The 19,123-nt window shown below is 29.1% G+C and carries 21 protein-coding genes and 1 pseudogene; all 22 read right to left on the bottom strand.

All coding sequences use genetic code 11. From position 1 onward, the window contains the following. Positions 1-4: 4 nt before the first annotated feature. Entirely contained in the window at positions 5-3,481 is a 3,477-nt protein-coding gene (locus LDL57_RS02800; protein WP_225507006.1) for a hypothetical protein, read from the bottom strand. A gap of 337 nt (positions 3,482-3,818) precedes the next feature. Continuing rightward, complete coding sequence (locus tag LDL57_RS02805; protein ID WP_225507008.1) at positions 3,819-4,190, bottom strand: hypothetical protein; 372 nt, start codon at positions 4,188-4,190, stop codon at positions 3,819-3,821. Positions 4,191-4,558: 368 nt separating this feature from the next. Beyond that, complete coding sequence (locus LDL57_RS02810) at positions 4,559-4,837, bottom strand: helix-turn-helix domain-containing protein (protein ID WP_051296968.1); 279 nt, start codon at positions 4,835-4,837, stop codon at positions 4,559-4,561. A gap of 172 nt (positions 4,838-5,009) precedes the next feature. Next, entirely contained in the window at positions 5,010-5,552 is a 543-nt protein-coding gene (locus LDL57_RS02815) for a hypothetical protein (protein WP_180560550.1), read from the bottom strand. Then, positions 5,553-5,789 carry a hypothetical protein gene (locus LDL57_RS02820; protein ID WP_180560551.1) on the bottom strand — a complete coding sequence of 79 codons (237 nt, stop codon included), beginning with the start codon at positions 5,787-5,789 and terminating at the stop codon, positions 5,553-5,555. Further along, positions 5,767-6,432: a hypothetical protein gene (locus LDL57_RS02825; RefSeq protein WP_225507010.1), complete on the bottom strand. Its 666-nt coding sequence runs from the start codon at positions 6,430-6,432 to the stop codon at positions 5,767-5,769. The genes LDL57_RS02820 and LDL57_RS02825 overlap by 23 nt, the downstream gene beginning before the upstream one ends. A 271-nt stretch (positions 6,433-6,703) precedes the next feature. Further along, positions 6,704-6,967, bottom strand: coding sequence for an OrgA/MxiK family T3SS sorting platform protein (locus LDL57_RS18070; protein ID WP_180560553.1), 264 nt, complete (start codon positions 6,965-6,967; stop codon positions 6,704-6,706). Further along, complete coding sequence (sctJ, locus tag LDL57_RS02835) at positions 6,968-7,759, bottom strand: type III secretion system inner membrane ring lipoprotein SctJ (RefSeq protein WP_180560554.1); 792 nt, start codon at positions 7,757-7,759, stop codon at positions 6,968-6,970. A 1-nt stretch (position 7,760) separates the two neighbouring features. Then, the gene (gene sctI / locus LDL57_RS02840; protein WP_225507012.1) at positions 7,761-8,060 is read right to left on the bottom strand and encodes a type III secretion system inner rod subunit SctI; all 300 of its coding nucleotides are present in this window, start codon (positions 8,058-8,060) and stop codon (positions 7,761-7,763) included. Positions 8,061-8,096: 36 nt separating this feature from the next. Next, positions 8,097-8,408: a type III secretion system needle filament subunit SctF gene (sctF, locus tag LDL57_RS02845; protein WP_180560556.1), complete on the bottom strand. Its 312-nt coding sequence runs from the start codon at positions 8,406-8,408 to the stop codon at positions 8,097-8,099. A 13-nt stretch (positions 8,409-8,421) separates the two neighbouring features. Next, the gene (locus LDL57_RS02850) at positions 8,422-9,606 is read right to left on the bottom strand and encodes a PrgH/EprH family type III secretion apparatus protein (RefSeq protein ID WP_180560557.1); all 1,185 of its coding nucleotides are present in this window, start codon (positions 9,604-9,606) and stop codon (positions 8,422-8,424) included. A gap of 136 nt (positions 9,607-9,742) precedes the next feature. Beyond that, positions 9,743-10,000, bottom strand: coding sequence for an acyl carrier protein (locus LDL57_RS02855; protein WP_180560558.1), 258 nt, complete (start codon positions 9,998-10,000; stop codon positions 9,743-9,745). Between the two features lie 212 nt (positions 10,001-10,212). Continuing rightward, the gene (locus tag LDL57_RS02860; RefSeq protein ID WP_180560559.1) at positions 10,213-11,334 is read right to left on the bottom strand and encodes a hypothetical protein; all 1,122 of its coding nucleotides are present in this window, start codon (positions 11,332-11,334) and stop codon (positions 10,213-10,215) included. Between the two features lie 16 nt (positions 11,335-11,350). Then, positions 11,351-12,475: an IpaD/SipD/SspD family type III secretion system needle tip protein gene (locus LDL57_RS02865; protein WP_180560560.1), complete on the bottom strand. Its 1,125-nt coding sequence runs from the start codon at positions 12,473-12,475 to the stop codon at positions 11,351-11,353. A gap of 116 nt (positions 12,476-12,591) precedes the next feature. Next, positions 12,592-12,798: a hypothetical protein gene (locus tag LDL57_RS02870; protein WP_180560561.1), complete on the bottom strand. Its 207-nt coding sequence runs from the start codon at positions 12,796-12,798 to the stop codon at positions 12,592-12,594. Between the two features lie 15 nt (positions 12,799-12,813). Beyond that, positions 12,814-13,683 carry a hypothetical protein gene (locus LDL57_RS02875; RefSeq protein WP_225507014.1) on the bottom strand — a complete coding sequence of 290 codons (870 nt, stop codon included), beginning with the start codon at positions 13,681-13,683 and terminating at the stop codon, positions 12,814-12,816. A gap of 15 nt (positions 13,684-13,698) precedes the next feature. After that, positions 13,699-15,690: a type III secretion system translocon subunit SseC family protein gene (gene sctE / locus LDL57_RS02880; RefSeq protein WP_225507016.1), complete on the bottom strand. Its 1,992-nt coding sequence runs from the start codon at positions 15,688-15,690 to the stop codon at positions 13,699-13,701. Between the two features lie 28 nt (positions 15,691-15,718). Continuing rightward, a complete protein-coding gene (locus LDL57_RS02885) occupies positions 15,719-16,249 on the bottom strand; it encodes a SycD/LcrH family type III secretion system chaperone (protein ID WP_225507018.1) in 531 nt (176 codons plus the stop codon). 109 nt (positions 16,250-16,358) lie between these two features. Continuing rightward, positions 16,359-17,396 (bottom strand): EscU/YscU/HrcU family type III secretion system export apparatus switch protein, encoded by a 1,038-nt coding sequence (locus tag LDL57_RS02890; RefSeq protein ID WP_180560564.1) that lies wholly within the window; start codon positions 17,394-17,396, stop codon positions 16,359-16,361. A 9-nt stretch (positions 17,397-17,405) separates the two neighbouring features. Continuing rightward, a complete protein-coding gene (gene sctT / locus LDL57_RS02895) occupies positions 17,406-18,176 on the bottom strand; it encodes a type III secretion system export apparatus subunit SctT (protein WP_180560565.1) in 771 nt (256 codons plus the stop codon). A 9-nt stretch (positions 18,177-18,185) separates the two neighbouring features. Next, complete coding sequence (locus LDL57_RS02900; RefSeq protein ID WP_180560566.1) at positions 18,186-18,440, bottom strand: EscS/YscS/HrcS family type III secretion system export apparatus protein; 255 nt, start codon at positions 18,438-18,440, stop codon at positions 18,186-18,188. Positions 18,441-18,452: 12 nt separating this feature from the next. Further along, positions 18,453-19,115: pseudogene (locus LDL57_RS02905) on the bottom strand (EscR/YscR/HrcR family type III secretion system export apparatus protein). Positions 19,116-19,123: the final 8 nt, after the last annotated feature.

Below are 19,123 nucleotides of genomic sequence, written 5' to 3' on the forward strand. Positions count from 1 at the left end.
GCAATTATATATTAGAGAGATAGTTATCTAATAACTGAAATGAATATCTATTTAATGAGAAAACGGCGATTATCTGTTCAGCAAAGCTTTGCTCATCACTAGGTGTATCCTTAGCCAATAAAGTTTCTAATGCTGACTTTATTACAGCGGGCGGAACCTCTGTTAAACCGTCACTATAATATTCTGCATGCAATTGTAAAAAATTATCAATGCTTATTTTTTTTAACACTAATTTTGCTATATCATTGGTCATTGATTCAATAATGCTGTCCATTTTATTATGCTCTGCTGCCCGGGCAATGCGACTATTAATCACTGTAAGGTTTTTGTAGAGACCAAGTAATTTATTCCAAAAGTTATGATTGCGCATGTGTTGCTGATTAATTAGCCATTGTTGGGTAAAATTTAAATCACTCGCTGGCATAAATGTTTTAGGATACGGCCGCCACCATTCGGGATTATGCGCAATCTTTTCACTGTATGTTAGCGGGTAAGCTGTGACTTTTTTGCCTAATTTATTGGCTAAAACCTGCCCAGAAGGATACCTGCCATAAGCGCCAAAGCATGATTGTAACTCGATAGCGCCGACCGCACGTAAATCAATCGTATCTTCTGTTCTTAACATTAAACCTCTAACAACATCGGCAAGTTCTATTGAATCCATATAATTAATAATCGATGGTGCCCCATGGGCCCTAATCAGTAATTTATTACCTTTTAAACCAAACATGGAATCTTTACCTAACAATGACGCTTGTCGCATCGCCGATAAGTTAACCTTACCTGCCGTTACTTGATAAGAACCAAATTTACCATCAGCAAGTTGGGTAAAATTACCACCAAAAATTAATTCCAAACGATCGGTATGCCTAATGGCAAATTTTCCATCACCCAGGCTAACCATTAATTTCTTAACAGAATAATTATTTTCGTGAAAAGCAACTAGGCTACCTTTAGGCAACGACGCCAATTCCGAATAATGATTAATTTGTTTTTGATTAGTCATCAACTTTTGTAGCGTTTTTTGATGATTACTGGAGGAATATAGCGATTTCGCCACACCATAAAATACCAACGCTTGCTCAGAAGATAACTCACCTGATCGCTCTAATAGCTCAGCAATACATTTTGCTGAATCGGTCATAGCCTCTGAGACTAAATCTTTCGCAACTTGGTCTATCGGTTGGCCATAACTGTATTTTGCTCCTTTAGGATAACCAGCCCAGACATTTAATCCACCGGCTTCTAATGAACCGGAATGTTTTAAAATACCGCCTTCAAATTGGCCTAATTGTTCTGCCGTAATAATTTTCTTACCATCGCCTAAACTGGCATCCAATAAGCTATTTTTTATACCGGCAAAACGTCCATTACCAACACTAACCATCGCATGTACTGGCCTATCTGCATTAGCCACTGTTTTGGTAAAAACAACAAGCTGTCCTTGTTTAATTTGCAAAAGATCATCTATGGTAGTTATTTTTTGCACATCATTAAATAAATCACTATTACGCAAAAAATCAGTATAATATTTGGCCTTCTTTAAATTTTCAATTAATGAGCGTTCTTGTAGCTCAGTAATGACATTTGCTTGCTTTAATATATCGGCAATATAAAGTTCAGCCGTTTCATACTTTGTTCCCGCCAGCATATTTGAGCGAATAGCCTCTCTTATCCGATTTCTTGGCGCCAATCCTATGTAACTCATAGTGTTGGTGCTATTAAGAATATTAATATTCTGTGATTGTAACGTCATTTTTTTCATTCCTAGCACTAAACTAGCCGTAACAGTTCGATTCATCCCATAATGGGATAAATCATCCAAAATATTATTTGGAGCAACAAATACTTGTTTAGGTAATTTAGTCTTGGCATAGAGCGTCCCTGCCTTAGAAATTATCTTTTTTAAAACCACAAGAGAGATCACGCCCGCAACTTCTAAACCCATCGCAAAAGCGGCTTGATTTAAATAATTATTACGCTCTTCTAGGGTATCGCTATTAGCGGCCTGGCCAAATGAAGGTAACACAGTAATTAAACTACCATATAAAAATCCAGCTACAGGTTCCATAAAAAAAGCAGGTAATATAAATAATTTAATATGTTCGAATATGTTAAATATGCTATTTTCACTATGAGAAAAAACTAATACATCTATATCAGCAAGATACATTTCTAATATATTCTCATATAAATAAGAATAATCCTTACCCTTCTTTATTAGTCTTAACTCTGCAGCAACCATTTTATGAGCTACCGGAAAGTGATAATTAAACCAATCACTTATTTCTTTATTATCTTTTATTTGATTTTTCATATCTCGTAGTGAACTAAATTGGAGACGTTGACCGGTAATGGTCGAGATCACACTAATTGGGGTATTCTCTGGATGGAGATTTTGATAATTAATTGGGTCATTTCCGGTGCGATCCATTATTTCACGCTGTGCATAAACTAACAATGATGGGCTATTTTCGATAAGATAATAGGGTTTATTTTTATTATTATAATCATTAAGTAACGTATCGATATAATGATAAAATTTATTTTTCATATTACCATTATTCTTTAATCCCTCTATATTATTAATATAATCCTTTTGAACATCAAATGAATCGATTTCTTCGATTATTTTTTTATTATATTTATTTGGAAAATTTCTATCTAAATTATACATCATGAAACCTAACTCATGTGATATATATTTTTTATCCCTACCAGCAAGAATATCATATATTGTAAATTTTTTATATTTGCTAACGGGATCAAAAGTACTTAAATATCCAAAACCTTTTCTAGTTATTTTATAATCTACTTCATCTGTTAAAGAAAGGTTTTCAACTTGATATTTATCCTTAAGATTAGATAAAAAATCAGTCAAATATTGAGCTGAGCTTGGCATTAACTTATTAATATCATTTAGTTCTTTTTCTAACTTTTGAAAATTTTTAATAATATAATAATGCGCTTTGATATTTTCACACTCTTCTTCTAAATAATATATTAAACCGGGTTGAAATTCAGCAGGAAACTTTAGTTTAATGTGATCTCTTTTTGAGAAAGGTGAATCAATTTCTTGTATATGTCGTAACATATATTCATAAATTGTGGTTGTATCAACTTGAATTCTACCATTTTGATCTTTATAACTATAAACATACTCAGTTAATGTAATATCCTCTAATGATAATTTACCAAACACATGTGCATCGGTTTCATAAATAGATGCTAAAACAGATATTGCATAAATATTTAATGTTTCAATTTCTGGATTAATTGTAAATTTGCCACTATTAACTTTTTTTATTATTTTATTTGCTGCATTAATCATTTCATATACTTCTGCTTTTTCTGCCGCAGTCTTATTTTGCCAACCTTCTACATTGAGGGTAATTATATGCTGGATAATATCTTCTTTATTAAAATGTATCGGCGTTTTTACTATACTTTTTAATTTATTTTCATATAATGCTTCAAGCATATTTAAATAGTGATCAGAAACATATTTATCAGTTTGTTCAATTAAAGTAATGATATTATCTAATCCATAAACAAATGCTTTACTACTATCAGCTGAAAGGGAATAATAAAAATTTTTTCAATTATATTGCTTAACGCTTGAATAAATCTAAAAATAGGAATTGTGTTTATTGAAAAGCCCAGCGTACTTAGTTGATGAACACGAGTGGATTTTTCTGCTATCAACAATACCTTACTACAAACTTCAATATCATTTTCAATTCCAATTATTTCATTTTGTATTATTTTATATTTCTGTTCATCTGTTTTTAATATCGTTAATTGCTGTCGACAATTTTCTAGTTGTAATTTTTTTGTAGCAATTTTATCTTTACTGTAACATAATAATCCAACCCAGTTATGTTATTTAGATGTTTCATATTATTGTCAGCAGCATTAATTAAATTGAGAATATCAACAAGAATATCGCTTGAAATAGTTTTCTTTAAAAAGGTATTACGAATATTTTCTGCGCGCTGATCACTTATTGCATTCATCATTGCAAAATGATCAATGATTTCCGTCCCTTTATCTGATGATATTAGCATTGTCGTTTTTTCATCTAATATTTGTTTTACTGATTTGTCTTTTTTTAGCTTATTATTATTCTCATTGTCCATGTCTAATTTGATAGGATTTATATTTGTAATACGACTAGAAGTTATTTCCATAAATATTCTCGTCTATACAATAAATTATTCTAAAATACAATTATATTAATAGAATAGTAATTAGTAATAAAAAAAATAACAGCATAAAAAATATTTATTTTTTATGCTAAATACTTCTCTAAAAAATAAAAATAATTTATTCAATTCGATTAAGTTAAACATAGTAAAATCACACTAGTACATATTTAGCTAATAAACCAACAAAAACCCCCAATTCCTATAAAAGAAATGGGGGTAATAACTCTGTGTTGGTTATTAAAAAGAAAAATAAAAATGCAGTTTATTTTTCCATAGGGACGAAGAAGATTCTATTTATATCAATATTATCTTGATTTTTAATCGATAGTTTAAAACAAGATGAATACATACTAACGTTTATTTTTAGTTACCATTAAACAATTACCCATACTATAATAATCCTCCCAAAAGTTAATTCTCGAATTAACAAAATAACTTTCTATAGCGATATCTAGTACCCTTGAAACTTTAATCAACCATTCAACATTAATCCTAACTTCACCTCTCTCATAGCGAGAAAGATGTTGTTGGCTAATACCTAATAAAGCTGACAGATCTGCTGCTGAAATTTGCAATTTTTGTCTTTTTTTTCTTATCATTTGTCCAATATTATAATTTATACAATCCATAATATTCACCATCAAATGAGACATTTAGCATGAGGGTATATTAACTAAAATGTTAATCATAATCATGATGAAAAAATTAATAAATACTAAAATATAACATTTAAAAAAAATAAAAGACTAACTTATGATAAACAATTTATTTTTTATTAAAAATAGCTGAAAACAATTGACATCAACAATTCAAATAGTTATCTAAACTTTTTTTAAATAAAACATAATCAATATCATATCGTGAGATTGTTCTAATTTTATTTCTTAACATATAGATGGGTTGATAATCAGGAGCCCCAACTTGCTCAATTTTACTGCAGATCATCTTTTTCTGTTTATCTTGTTGCATAAAATTATTTAAAATAATCCAAAAAGAGTTAGATTCGGCTTTAGTTAAAAAGGCTAAATTCTTAATCAATAAATTATGATGAACTTTTTTAGCATAAAAAGTATTTATTCGATTTGCATCGTAATAGGTATAACTTCCGGCTAATGAATAAAGAAAAACACCTTTTTCATATTGGTGTAATTTTATACAATCCACCATTCTCTTATATAAAACAATCGGTGTAGATTTATTTAAATTATTTTTTACCGTTGTACATTCTAAATGATTATTTAAACCGCTGATTGATAAATTAGTCTGATCATGAAAATTATGGCACCCACTGATGATGCAAGAAAAAAATATAACAAGATAAATAAAAATAGTTTTACTTACCATTTATAATCCTTCCTCTTCACTTTCTTTGGCTTTGTCATATAGTTCACGTAGTTGAGTATAAAAAAGAGGATCTACGCCCCTTGTTTTATTTACTAAGTAGGAATCATTATAATTTGCAATCATTTCATTTTCTTTCAGTCTATCATCTAATGATTTAATTTTTTCGGTAATAGAAGATTCTGTAATAGAAGATTCTGTAATAGGTGACATAATATTATTCATTATCGGAATTTTCATATTGTTGTCCTAAAGGTGAAAGATTATTAATAAGAAGATCAATATTTTGGATCATTTCTTTATAAAAATATTTTTCTTGTATAGATAAATTTATATGTTCTAATATCAAGTTATGTTCAAGTCTTATCATATTATCTTTATATTTAATAAGAAAATAGTTTTCAGCATGGTAATCAAAAATAATATTTTCTTGTTTAAACTCAATACAATTAACAATTTTATATTCTAATTTTTTATATAATTCTGGCTGAATAATAATAAGTTCATCTTTCTCTAAATTATTAGAAAAACTAGCTAAACAGCTATTGATAAAATAAGCAACTAATTTTTCATCATCAATAATCTTATTTAAACATTGATTAACTTGATTTAGTACTTTTTGCTGAATTGCATGATAAATATCATCAGAATTTTTAAAATAACAGATAATATTGTCAATTATACTCTTTAACCCAGCTTTGTAGCCAATTAAAAATGCTTCTTTGCTTATTCTATCCGACTCTTTGACTGCATTTTTGACTATAGTATCGGCATAATTTTTAGACTTTTCAGTAATTGAAAATGCTTTATTATGTTCAGTCAATATCTCTTTTTTTAATAAAACATTATCTATTATATTGAGACTATTGATATCTTTTTGCATATTGAACAGCCAATTTTAATAAATTAAATTGTGGATTTAATTTAGCAAAGTTATAATCATCATTGTCTATACGAGGAAATAATATCGCCAATCTTTTCATTACTGTATCTGACAAATAATCTTGAAATATATATATTTCTTTTCTGGCCAATAACCATAAATCAATATCAGAAAAATTGTTTTTTGCGATAAACACGAAATCATCAATAATATTTAACTGACAAAAATTTCTTATATTTTTATCTAATTTTACTATTTTTCCAGTGCGAAATCATAGTGAACGATAGCGTAAACAAGCTAACATAAAGGAAACTTGCAATATTATATTCCAATTTTTTATAATATATCTTTCAATATGATTGCAATTAAAAGTACTATCAATCGGCAGGGAATAAAAATTTATTACTACACTATTAAAAATCGACCTACAAGCTTTATTATTAAAAATTGCAGGAATAGAAAAATGATCGCTATGCATCCAAGATATCGGATCATATAAGAAAAAATTAATTTTATCACTAGACATCATAACCATTTATTTATTACTTTTATCTTTTAGAATAAGTTTTTCTTTAATAAAATTTGTCATAGAATTATTATTCATAGTAAGTAATGCTGGTATCTTTCTATTTTTATTTATCAAGAAAAATAGAAAACAGATAATTAAGATAATAAAAATATTAGCAAAAAATAACCATATAAAACTAGAGGTTGTCCCCTGATGATGGGATATTAATTTTAATCGATTTATCTGTTCCATTTCTGTGGTAACTACAGAAATATCATCATAACTTACGCCATTTACACTATTTTTTAAAAATCTTTTTATATCATTAATTAATAGGTTTACATCCTTAATCGTATCATTATATTTAATTAATGCCGAGACATGATATTTGTGCTCTTTTTTGCTTTCAACACTATTTAACTCATAGCTAATATGCACATGAGCAGTTACGATGCCTTCAATAGAATGTAAAGATTGTGCCAATCTCTGTTCAATTCCTGAATAGAGGCGTGCTTTTTCAGCTAACGGTGATGATACTAAGCTATTAGACGGAAACATTTGCGCAATTTCTAATCTGGGTTTACGTGGTAAACCGTAACGATTAATCAAATCTACCGCCGGAATAAAATCTTCTTTTTCAATATAAATAATATAACCCGATTTTGCGCTCTCTTTTTTATAAGCATCAATATTATTCTGTTGTAATAAAGCTATCACTTCATTGGCTTGGTTTTGATCCAAATTTTTAAGTAATTCCTGTTCATTACAACCGGTTAATAACACCAATAACAAAATTAAGTTGAGATAAAATTTTTTCATACTAGGTTTTCAATAATGTTTCAACAGCAGTTACTCCTTTGCGAGAGAGCGTTTGTAATAGAGAAAGGCGTAAATTATAATCTGCCGTCCTTTGTTGAAGATAACTTAAACACTTTGGATCAGAATAATTGGCAGGGTTATTTGCTATATTCAATATTTGTTCATATTCCATTTTGGTTGTATAAGATAGCCTAGCAAAATGCGCAATTAAATAATTATCTAAGCCAACCGAACCAGGATGTAAGTTAACAATATCAGTAACATGGTTACTAACAAAGGAATTAATAATTTTTATTATCATAAATCACTCTTAATAAAAAATATTTTTCTAAAAAGTTTAACGGAAATTAGAAATAATATTGTTATCAACATCTTTAAGCGCTTTTATCACGTTAGATTGGAGATTACGATATAAGGTATATTCAGAAAGTAGAGATTGATATTTAGCTAACAGCATTGGATTTGATGGATCCTTAGTTAATTGTTTTAAGGTATCATCAAGAGCGATATTCATTTCTTTCACACCATTATCAAAGCTGGCCGCTGTTTTAACCAGATAACCACCAACAGACTGGGTTGCATCAAATTTCTCTTGTTTTTGACCAGTATTAGCCTCATTAACTTTGCTACTGCCAATTGATGCCGACATATAAAACCTCCTGTTAATTTTTATTAAAATAATAGTGAAATGGAGAAGTACGTATATAATTTTTACTACCATACCTAAAAGATTTATCTTGTAGCCAGTCACTATTTAACTCAATAGTAAAATAAATATAATTTCTTCCCCAATTTTGATAAAAATTATTAATAAATAGCTTTATTGACTGTATTTCCTGATCACTTAAATTATCTAAGATAAAAAAAGTAATGCTATTTTTAGAGACAATTTTTTTGTAATTTATTTTTAGTTTTTTAATTCCATGTTCAGAAATATTTTCAATATACTTATCACTGATAGACTTAAAAACCACATTAGTTACAAATAAAAAATCTTTTTTTAACTTTTTGATCAGATAAGATTTTTCTTTATCCGTTAAGCTTGTTCTTTCTTTACTAACTGATATGACTGGCTGCTCAGCTTTATCCAGCTCAATAGCATGAAAATAGACTAGCGGAAAATTTTTTCTCAACCAGCTAGCAAGAGCTCTAAGTTGCTGTTTTTTTGATAATACTTTCACTTGACTAGCATCATCACTATTATTCAATAACTTTCTAGCATGATATACATAGCGTTCTTTACTTGCTAACAGATATATAATGTTATCCTGACCATAACTTATTCGATAATGTTCTAAATCATTACGCAATAAAACAGAAAGCTTAGATATTTTTCTTTGTTCACTAGTAAAATAAAAATAAGCGCAGATACCTATAACTAATAATATCAGTAAAAAAAATAATGTAATGACTAAATAATTTTTCTTGACAGGAGAAAATCTATCTGCCGTTATATCAATAATCGGGTAACGATAATGTAAGACCTTTTCACTAAAGCTATCATCCATGTTACGAATCGCAAATGAAAGGTCATTAATGTAGTATATTTCATTCAATGTAATACTTTGTTCATTATCGACATTTTCATCACTGATTTCTCTAACAATGATATTACCATTACCACTTAATGTATTATTTTCAATAATTATTTCAAAACTATATTCACGATCAAGACAAGGAATGTAAATAAGATTATTTGGATATAGGTTTCCCTTATGTATCGTCTCAATTGTGCTATCATTTGTGACCATAAAAACAGTATGAAGATTATCAAGCAAAAATTCACACCCAGCTAGTTTTCCATTCAGGATCCTAAAAACGAGTTGCTTATCTTTATTCATCTCCATACAGTTAATACTTATCTAATTATTACTTTTGTCTACAATATGTTTTTTTACCAAAAAAAGCATAATCAGATAATCATCAAATTATAATGATAATTAACAAATGAAAAAATAATCCATGTAATATTTACCAATGTAATTAATATGTTTTATTTAAAACTAATTCAGATAAACCTAAAAAATTATATATATCTCCAACAGTTTCTATACTTTCAATATCTTTACTGGTGAAGTTTATCTGATAATAATTTTCTAACTCAATAAATAAATCTATTAGCATTAAAGAATCAGCCATACAATCATATATTAAATGCATTTCTGCTGAAATTTCTTCAATGGATAAATTGAGACTTCTTGCAATAATATTATTTATCATTTTATAATCTAAAGCATCCATTTATTATATTGTCTAACCATAGATAATAAAATAAATTTTATTAAAAAATATAATAACATATTATAAAACAAAGCACTATTGATTAAATTATATTTTTTAAATTATAATTAACAAGTAAAATAAAATATTTTATTTATAATATTAAATTGTAACTCTATTTATACTAATATAATATTTATTCTTTATATAATTTAGCAATAACAATTACCAAATTAAGTATTCTTTGGATTATATTCTGGTTGAAATTCTAATCGATACTCTGGATTCCATCCCGTAATATATTTAACATTTTGAAAATTAGTCGCCAATGTTTCAAGCGGAGCACTCGCTTCAACTGATGATTGTTGAAAAATACCTTTATTATTTTCAATTGATTGGGCACAAGAGTTATCATTATTGTGATTTTGTGTGATATCACTAGAGCCAGGTTGTTCTATATCATATTTATTTGAAAAATTTAATGCGTTAAAAGCAATAAATTCACAATTAACTATATTATTAAAGCGCATCAAAATATCTTCTTCATTATTGAGAGTTGCCATTCTTTTATCATAAAAAATATTAAATCCTGCCGAAAAAAGCTGTCCATTTTCTATTTCCCTATCAATTAAGCTTTGTTCTATACCATACTGCTTAAAATGGGCATATAATTCTGTTAATGCAAGTTCTTTGATATAATGAGCAAATGATAATCCATCCGTATTTATAGTTTCACTATATCTAGTTAATAAATACTTAGCCATTTTTTGAAATTTAAGCGCATCCTTTACGCAGCTAGTGGTTGTGCCATTTAATATTGTAATATCACATTTATAATCTAATATTTTTTTAAAAAAATCATTAAATTCTTCATATATTTTCTTTCTATTATTTTTAACTAAACTTGATGTTAATATAAAATTTATTAATGCAATAAAAATATAAAGATGTTCTTTTTGTTTTTTGCTTATTTGGCTAAAAGAATGTTTTTTAAAGATCTCCAAAAAACGATTTAAGATTAATTGACTTTTTCCTTCTAATAGATCTAATTGACGATCAAAACTCATCACAATTGCTGTTTTTTGATCAGGCATTTTGATCTTAGCTTTATACATACGTTCACTTAATAATACATTATTACTCTTATTAATACTGCTATCACATTTATCATTAAAAACAGAAATAGATTGTTTAGAATGAGAAATACCAGCTATCGAATCACTATTACTATTGCTAACTTTCTGGATTTTACTTACGTACCTATTTGATGTGTCTTCAGAACAATTAGTTTGATCTATTGGCTGACTAAAATTTGCTACTAAACTAGCTTTATTAATACAAGATGGTTTAAGCATAACTCCTCTCTAATTATTAAATAGTAAGGAATGATTTATTTGATTCTTGTAACTCCCTAATTGTATTAGTCAATATTTTAATGACATTATCGTAAATAGCATTGGCATTTGAATATTTCTGCGTTACCGTTTGTGAAATGGTTTGAGCTTCTGTTTTAAATTGGTCAAAACCAGATTGCCATGCCGCCCACCGTGCTGAATTAAATGTAGCATCCGATATAAATTTTTTTTCACCTTTCTTCGCGCTAACTTTTGGAAAATTGTTGATGATTTCATCAATAAAGCTGACATCCATTTTAAGATAGATATTATTCTTCTCAATACTAATGGATTTCTTGGCATTCAAACCCAGCTGTTTAGCCCATGCAATCGCCTCATCTTGATTTTTTAGACTACCTTCAGCAGGTACCAGCCTTCTATGGCTATATTTACTTTTCAGTTCTGTAAGCTTATCAATTATCTTTTTTGTTTCATCAAATTTAAACTCAATCGTATCTTTATCGGTTTTTATAGCATCTTTAAATGAGGCGAGTATTTCATTAAGTTCTCTTAGCGCATCCGCATAAGATTTAGCGCTACGTTGAAAAACTTCCAAATAATCTTTATTAATATTAGTAATACTTTCAAATAAACTTTTAGCTATTTCCACGCTTGATTTAACCTTAGAAAAATTAGCACGATTAAATAATAATTTTTTTGCACCAGGTATATTTTCTTCTGTATATTCATCTATTACACTACGCATTATTCTTATTTTTGTAGCAATCTCTTCACTGTTTTTCCCCTCATAATCAAGACTATCCAAAAACGGTATTATTGCCTGACTTTCTATCTGTTGTCCGCCTCGTAGGGCGTCTGCAGATGACAACAAACGTTCATTATTGTTTATCTGTGCTGCTTGTTGATTTGATTTTTCACTGCCCGCTGGATTTTTCATTGCCTGAATTAACTTTTTATTTTTCCTAACTAAATCTTCATTACGGTTACGCAAATATTTTAGTTTATTTAATTCACCATCCTGATTAGCAATAACCGTTTTATTATGACTTGCCTGGGAAGAATTACTATCAGCCTTATCATCGTTATCATCATTTTTATAAAAAATTAATGCCTGATTTATAAAAGGGTTATAAATTTCCATCTCAATTCCTGTAAGGATCTTGACTAAAAACTCCAATAAGGGCGCTTAATATCAGCCTTAAATTTTAGTCGTATTAGTCTAGCAGTTTACTTTTTATCTCGAATACCGTTAACAAATTAACCAATAATAGCTCGACAAGTTTGAGCTCTACGTCGATATTCTTCCATGAACATATCTAAAATTTGTTTTAACAATGTGATAAATTCTTCTTGGGCTTTTTTAGAGATTTGCGCTATGTCACTAAAGGCACGTTCTTTTGCCAAATCAACCTGCGATTCAGCCGATTTTTCTGCCTGCGCTGTTGCATTCTGCTGTCCAGCCATCTGGCCTACCACTGCCTAATTTTGATTTACTGCATTTGCTGCCACTAAACTTTTCTGCGCCTCATTTTGCGTTTCTCGCCCAGTCAGCTGAAACATCTGTGCTTTAGTTTGAGATTCCTGTGATTGAGCCATAAAAACTGATGCAGTCTCATTATCCGTACCGGCACGCGATGCATTGTAGGCTGCATTTCGTTGCTCTATTGCATCTGCATTTAATTTAACGGCTTGAGTATCATGAAGTTTGAGTGACGAATTTTGTTTAGTTAAGCTCTTAATTGACCCAAAAGTTCCAGCACCAGCCATGGCAATAGAAACCATTGCCGTTGTTATTGCTTGTTTTTTCCCTTCCTGAGCCGCTTCAACCATATTATTAGCGCTTGATTTAATTGAATCATAGGCGATCTTAACCTCCATATTAGCTAATTGACGACGCATCTCTAACTGACTTAAAGCCGCCATCAACATTGCCTGAATTAATTTATCCTGGTTACCGGTATAGCCATTAGCCAATTGGGTGATCTCAAAACGATTGCAATCATTTATGTTATCATCAATTTTGATAAGCCCTTCTTTATCTTTAACTGATAGCAAAAAGTTAAATAATTCTGCTCTATTTTCAACATTAGCGAGTAAGCTTTCAACAGCTTCTTTTACATCACTAGCTAAATCTTTTCCGCCAATCTTGACAGGTTTTCGTAATACAAGTTTTACCAATTCATCGCCTGTTATATTTATATTATTTATTATATTTTTTATATCGGCTGCTGTTGGTGCAGATCCAGCTAAAAAGGGTTTTTCCGTATTAGAAATAATCTCTGGATCATCAATATTAGGATTAGTTGGGTATGAGATAGCTTTATTATCAGAATTACTTATTGCTGTCATATTTTCCTCGTTAATTTAAGCACGCAAAGACTTACTGATATGTTTACCAGTATCATTTTGAGCAGTAATTATCTCTGCAATATCAGAAAATAATTTCATGATGCCCTCTTGCAGATGTTTATAAGTTGTAAATAAATGCTGTGAATCATCCATTAAACGGTCAATTTCATACCGTTCTAACAACATATTAGCATTGATATTGGCTTTCTGTAATTCAGCATTGGCAACATTAATTCTCAATCCTCCTTGGGTTGCGGTATTGCTAAACATGATTACTTGATTAGCCATAGCTAATCTATTGCTGGTAATTCTCAGCAAACGATGAATTTCTTCCGGTGTACTTAGCTTCATATTTTTAAATACCGACTTATTAACGTGGTGAGTTGCTTTTTCCATCATTGCTGAAATCTTACTGGCAACTTGTTCTAACTTTTTAGCAATTTCATTGATTATTTTTTTTACTAGCGCAGATGTTTGATTACTCATATTCCTTACTGCGTTTGGAATAATTTTCTTTATTACCTGAGTAATTGCTTGTTTAGCGACTTGCATAATTGAGTTGATAAAAGTTTGCGACATCTTTTCAAAGAGAAATTTTGCCGCAGATTTCGCCACATAAGCTAAAGCAATCATTGCAGCAACCGCGACCGCCGCAGTTGCAATGCCTTTTGCTATTGACAATAAATCAGTGCCAGCCGCCTTATCGATCTCTTTTAATAAATAACCAAGTGGCGTATATTCGAATATCGCATCGACAACTTTACCTATTATCTCCATTAATGGCATAAAAACATGCTCCATTAACGGACTCATGATCCTATCGGTTAATGATCGACCTGTCGCTTTTTCAGCAATAAAATCTGCTGCTAATAACGCTACGCCAACCGCCATTAAAGCAATGCCAGCGCCGCCAAATAGTGCACCGACTGCACCAATAGCCATAACCAAACCACCCAAAATTTGTCCGACACATTTGGCTATTTTTTGCGTTTCTTCGGCTTTTTTTACCTGTTCTTCATATTCTTCAGCTTTGCGTTTTAGTTCATTTTGATTCGCCGTTGCTCGTTTACGATTGATTTCAAGATCATCCTGTAATTTATCAACGGCGCTATTGCCAATAATAATAATTAATGTTGTTAAAATTTCTAACAACTTAGCTGTGTTTGACATAGCCTCTTCAATATGATGTTCAATAGGTTTATGGCTTTCTATCTCGTATGCTTTAAATTCACGCAATTTATTTAGTGCATCATCAAGTAAATCAGCACATTGAGCTACATTATTAATAGCAGTTTCACACTCATTTGATCCCATCTCAAATAAGTTATTTAATTCAATTAATTCACTTTCTTTTTGCTGAATAAAATTTGTAAGGGTATTTATTTCCTCTGCTAACTTTTTTTCTAAGAGCAAACTATTTTCAGTAAGATTTTCTTTTATATTTTCTGTTAAATTTTTATAATCTAGCTGCTTATTATTTAGTTCATTTTTTTTAGCATGAAGTTCATTCTCAAGCGCTTGTTTACAAGATTTTGCTTCTTGTAGTTTCATCGTCATGCTATTTAAATACGCTAATTGTTGTTGATATTCATGATTCAATTGATCAATTTCGCTTGATAATTGATTAGCATTTTCAGTCCTAGCCTTTAATTTAACATTAAACAGTTCAATTCTCTGTTTTAAATTTTCCCCTTGAAGATCGACAGTAATTTTTTGCATTTCAGCCAAAATAAATAATAAGTTACCTTTTCCTGGTAGTGAAGAATTTGGCTTTCTAATTTGAGGAATATCAATTGAACTATTACAAATTTCTTTATTATTAGGATCTGATTTTAGAATTAGTTCTAATTTGGCTTTATTACTTAACTGAGTTCTTTCTTTGGGAGAAATAGTCATTTTATTTTTAATAACGCTAGCAATTTCATTAAAATGATCATCACTGATATTTTCATTATTAAAATTATTAGAAAAATTTTTCCTTATATTTAATGTGTCTATCTCTCCCATATAATAACTCCTAATTAAATATATATTATTACGAAGTTGAACTTTCTGTTTTCACTTCTGATTCTGATAATTTCGTTTCTTTAATAACCTTACGATAAACTTCAGCTTTTTTTACTAATTTAGCATCCGTGCTTTCATTACAAACTAAATCAAAACAATAAAGAGCTTTAGCAATATCGCCCATTTGTAAATGGCATTGGCCTGAATAAAAAACAGGGCAATGATTATCTTTTGCCATCACATAAGATAAAGCATAAATATCACAAGCTTTGGCATAATCCTTTTTAAGCTGATAAACAACGCCTAAGCCAATGAAATAATCTGCATTTTTTAAATCATACATACATAGAAATTTAAAAAACTTTTCGGCTTCATCAAGCCTACCTTGTTGATAAAATTCATAAGCATGGGCGTAAATATTCTCTAAAACATTTTCATCTATTTCATAGATATCTTTTAATGTGGCACCCGTATTCATAACTGTCAGAATAGTTTCTTCAAGACCAAAACTATCTTGTTCATTCTGAGTAAGAGATATATTTTCATTATTACAGGGCATAGTAAATCTCCTGAATTGCTATTAGCATTCATTTTCATAATTAAAACAGATAAATAAATCATGTTCACATAAATAACGCTCATTAAAAAATAGTAATTCTTTATGTAATTTAGTTATCCCACTCATTTTCTACTTTTTGTAACCAACTAAGAATTTTAATTACTTCACCAATTTCCTCTAAATTAATAAAAGAATAAAGTTGATGTGTATTATATATTCGACGTGCTAATGCAATATTTTCTATCACAGGTACGCCCTCTTTTTCAGCATAAGCTCGCGCAGCAAGTGCACGTTGATTAGTTTCAAGTACCGAAACCATGGGTATTGCAACTATCTGCGGATTTAAATAGATACCAATAATTATATGTGTTGGATTAGCGAGCATGAATTTGGAACTCTTAATATCTCTTTTTACTTGTTCAGATAAAATCTCGACATGCAATTCTTTCCTTTTTGATTTGATTTCAGGATTTCCTTCCTGTTCTTTATATTCACGTTTAACTTCATTTTTATCCATTTTTAAATCTTTAATGTGAATAAAATATTCTGCAATTGAATCCAAAATTAAAACAATAATAGATGAAGATAATAAAATAATAATAAAATCACTAATTAACTCTTTCCAAACGATAAAAATGCTTTCAATATTTAAATAAATTTGAGAAAAAATAATTTTTTTATTATTATTCCAATAAATATATGTAACAATAAAAAATATTATAATGAACAAAAATGTTTTAATAAAATCTTTTATAGTTCTAATGCCAAATATCTTTTTAATCCCATTAATGGGATTTAAATTATTAAAATCTAACTTAAGTACTTTAGTTGCAATTTTAAATCCTGTCTGCGCCATCGTTGTTAGCATAATAATTAATATACATAAAAAAAGGAAGGGCAAAAAAATCTTTAACGCTGTAAAAAGAAGAATAAAAGTATAGTTTAATGGTCTGATACTATGATTATTTTTTAATGTATTCGCCCAAATATCTATTATAGTTTTAAAATTAATATAATTCATTAAATATAAACAACCTAAAAAAATAAGGCAGCTAATAACCAAATCTTTACTTTTAAAACTTTTTCCTTTTTGTGCTGCATCTTTTAACTTCTTAGGCGTTGGTTTTTCTGTTTTGTTTGCTGACATAGCATTCCATTAAATACTGTTTTGAATTAGTTTAAAAGATATTTGCTGCATGATTAATACCGTTTCACTAAAAGATGAAGAAAAATAAATCATCAACATAGTAAAACAAATTAAACTTTTAACAGTTAAAGCAATAGAAAATGGATTTAATTGGGGTGCATATCGACCAAGGAGTCCAAGCATAACTTCTGTGACCAAAAAAATAATAATTAATGGACTGGCTAACATTACTGCTTTTGAAATTGCATAAGAAATAAAAGTTAAAATATTTGTAACTGATGGAAATTCCATTGCAAAAGGTAGCCACAAACGATAACTATGGTGATAAATTTGCAAAATTGTTATCACTCCATCATTAGCTAAAAATAGTGTCACCGCAAATAAATTAAAAAAATTAGCCAGTTCCGATGTATCTACACCATTGATAGGATCAATACTACTACTTAATGTCGCTCCTCTTTGATTATCAATAATATTTCCGGTTATTTGTAACACAAAAAAAGGTAAAGAAATAAAAATAGCAATCATTAACCCAATAATAATTTCTTTTAACAAGATAACTAAATAACCCACCGATTCTAGTTGAGGTAAATCATAGGTATCATAAGGCCATATACCGATAGCAATAAATAACGCAAGAGGAAATTTTATTGTGGGAGATAAAATATTGTTAGATAAAAATGGAATAATAGAAAATATTGGAAAAATACGGGATGCTATAACAACGACATGAGATAAAAAATTATAAATATTAAAATAAGCATTAGGTTCTATATGCATAATATTACATCACGATAAGGCTAATTTAATAACTTCTTGTGCATAACTTAAAAGAACTTCGCTATACCAACCTGAAAGTAAATATAAACATCCCATTACCCCAATTAACTTTAATCCAAAAGGCAACGTTTGTTCTTGTAGTTGAGTAACCGTCTGAAAAAGTCCCACAACCAAACCAATTACTGTTGCGACTATGACCGGTAATAATGAAAAGATCAATATTAGATATAATGCTTTATTACTCGCAAAAATAATATTAGTCATAAATTTTATATCTTATCCTGTTGCTAATTCAATATACTGAGTTATTAAACCTTTTGACAATAAACTCCATCCATCTAAACATATAAATAGAATTAATTTTATAGGAACCGATATTGTAACCGGACTCATCATCATCATTCCAAGTGATAATAAAATACTTGAAATAAGTAAATCGATAACAACAAAAGGTAAATATAAATAAAAACCGATAGTGAAGGCATTTTTTATTTCACTTAAAGCATATGCTGGAAGTAATGAAATAATAGAGCTATCATTACCATTTTCATTGTGATTATCATTTCCATCATTGGCGTTTTGATGTAACTTATCAAAAAATGAGACTAAATCTTCATCTGAATATTTTATTAGATAATTTTTATATCCACTGAGCCCAGAATTTACTGAATTAATAATAGAATCAATATCTTTATAATCTATATTGACCTTATTAAATTCTTAATAACTGGTTTTCACTATTGGCAGTAATACAAAAAAAGATAACATTAATGCAATCCCATTTAACACCATATTAGAAGGAATTTGCTGTAGTCCTAAAGCATTCCTTGCCATAATAAAAACAATAGAAAATTTTATATAGCATGTTCCCGTCGCAATAAGAAATGGTAATAAGGTTGAAAACGCTAATAGGGTAATCAGAGAAATATCATCATTCATAATTTCTA

This window comes from Arsenophonus apicola (assembly GCF_020268605.1).
Lineage (GTDB): Bacteria > Pseudomonadota > Gammaproteobacteria > Enterobacterales > Enterobacteriaceae > Arsenophonus > Arsenophonus apicola.

Coding starts and splice junctions, on each gene's coding strand:
- LDL57_RS02800 (WP_225507006.1), bottom strand. CDS start 3,481: ATGCTTGAAGCATTATATGAAAATAAATTAAAAAGTATAGTAAAAACG.
- LDL57_RS02805 (WP_225507008.1), bottom strand. CDS start 4,190: ATGGAAATAACTTCTAGTCGTATTACAAATATAAATCCTATCAAATTA.
- LDL57_RS02810 (WP_051296968.1), bottom strand. CDS start 4,837: ATGGATTGTATAAATTATAATATTGGACAAATGATAAGAAAAAAAAGA.
- LDL57_RS02815 (WP_180560550.1), bottom strand. CDS start 5,552: ATGGTAAGTAAAACTATTTTTATTTATCTTGTTATATTTTTTTCTTGC.
- LDL57_RS02820 (WP_180560551.1), bottom strand. CDS start 5,789: ATGAAAATTCCGATAATGAATAATATTATGTCACCTATTACAGAATCT.
- LDL57_RS02825 (WP_225507010.1), bottom strand. CDS start 6,432: ATGCAAAAAGATATCAATAGTCTCAATATAATAGATAATGTTTTATTA.
- LDL57_RS18070 (WP_180560553.1), bottom strand. CDS start 6,967: ATGGTTATGATGTCTAGTGATAAAATTAATTTTTTCTTATATGATCCG.
- sctJ (WP_180560554.1), bottom strand. CDS start 7,759: ATGAAAAAATTTTATCTCAACTTAATTTTGTTATTGGTGTTATTAACC.
- sctI (WP_225507012.1), bottom strand. CDS start 8,060: ATGATAATAAAAATTATTAATTCCTTTGTTAGTAACCATGTTACTGAT.
- sctF (WP_180560556.1), bottom strand. CDS start 8,408: ATGTCGGCATCAATTGGCAGTAGCAAAGTTAATGAGGCTAATACTGGT.
- LDL57_RS02850 (WP_180560557.1), bottom strand. CDS start 9,606: ATGGAGATGAATAAAGATAAGCAACTCGTTTTTAGGATCCTGAATGGA.
- LDL57_RS02855 (WP_180560558.1), bottom strand. CDS start 10,000: ATGGATGCTTTAGATTATAAAATGATAAATAATATTATTGCAAGAAGT.
- LDL57_RS02860 (WP_180560559.1), bottom strand. CDS start 11,334: ATGCTTAAACCATCTTGTATTAATAAAGCTAGTTTAGTAGCAAATTTT.
- LDL57_RS02865 (WP_180560560.1), bottom strand. CDS start 12,475: ATGGAAATTTATAACCCTTTTATAAATCAGGCATTAATTTTTTATAAA.
- LDL57_RS02870 (WP_180560561.1), bottom strand. CDS start 12,798: ATGGCTGGACAGCAGAATGCAACAGCGCAGGCAGAAAAATCGGCTGAA.
- LDL57_RS02875 (WP_225507014.1), bottom strand. CDS start 13,683: ATGACAGCAATAAGTAATTCTGATAATAAAGCTATCTCATACCCAACT.
- sctE (WP_225507016.1), bottom strand. CDS start 15,690: ATGGGAGAGATAGACACATTAAATATAAGGAAAAATTTTTCTAATAAT.
- LDL57_RS02885 (WP_225507018.1), bottom strand. CDS start 16,249: ATGCCCTGTAATAATGAAAATATATCTCTTACTCAGAATGAACAAGAT.
- LDL57_RS02890 (WP_180560564.1), bottom strand. CDS start 17,396: ATGTCAGCAAACAAAACAGAAAAACCAACGCCTAAGAAGTTAAAAGAT.
- sctT (WP_180560565.1), bottom strand. CDS start 18,176: ATGCATATAGAACCTAATGCTTATTTTAATATTTATAATTTTTTATCT.
- LDL57_RS02900 (WP_180560566.1), bottom strand. CDS start 18,440: ATGACTAATATTATTTTTGCGAGTAATAAAGCATTATATCTAATATTG.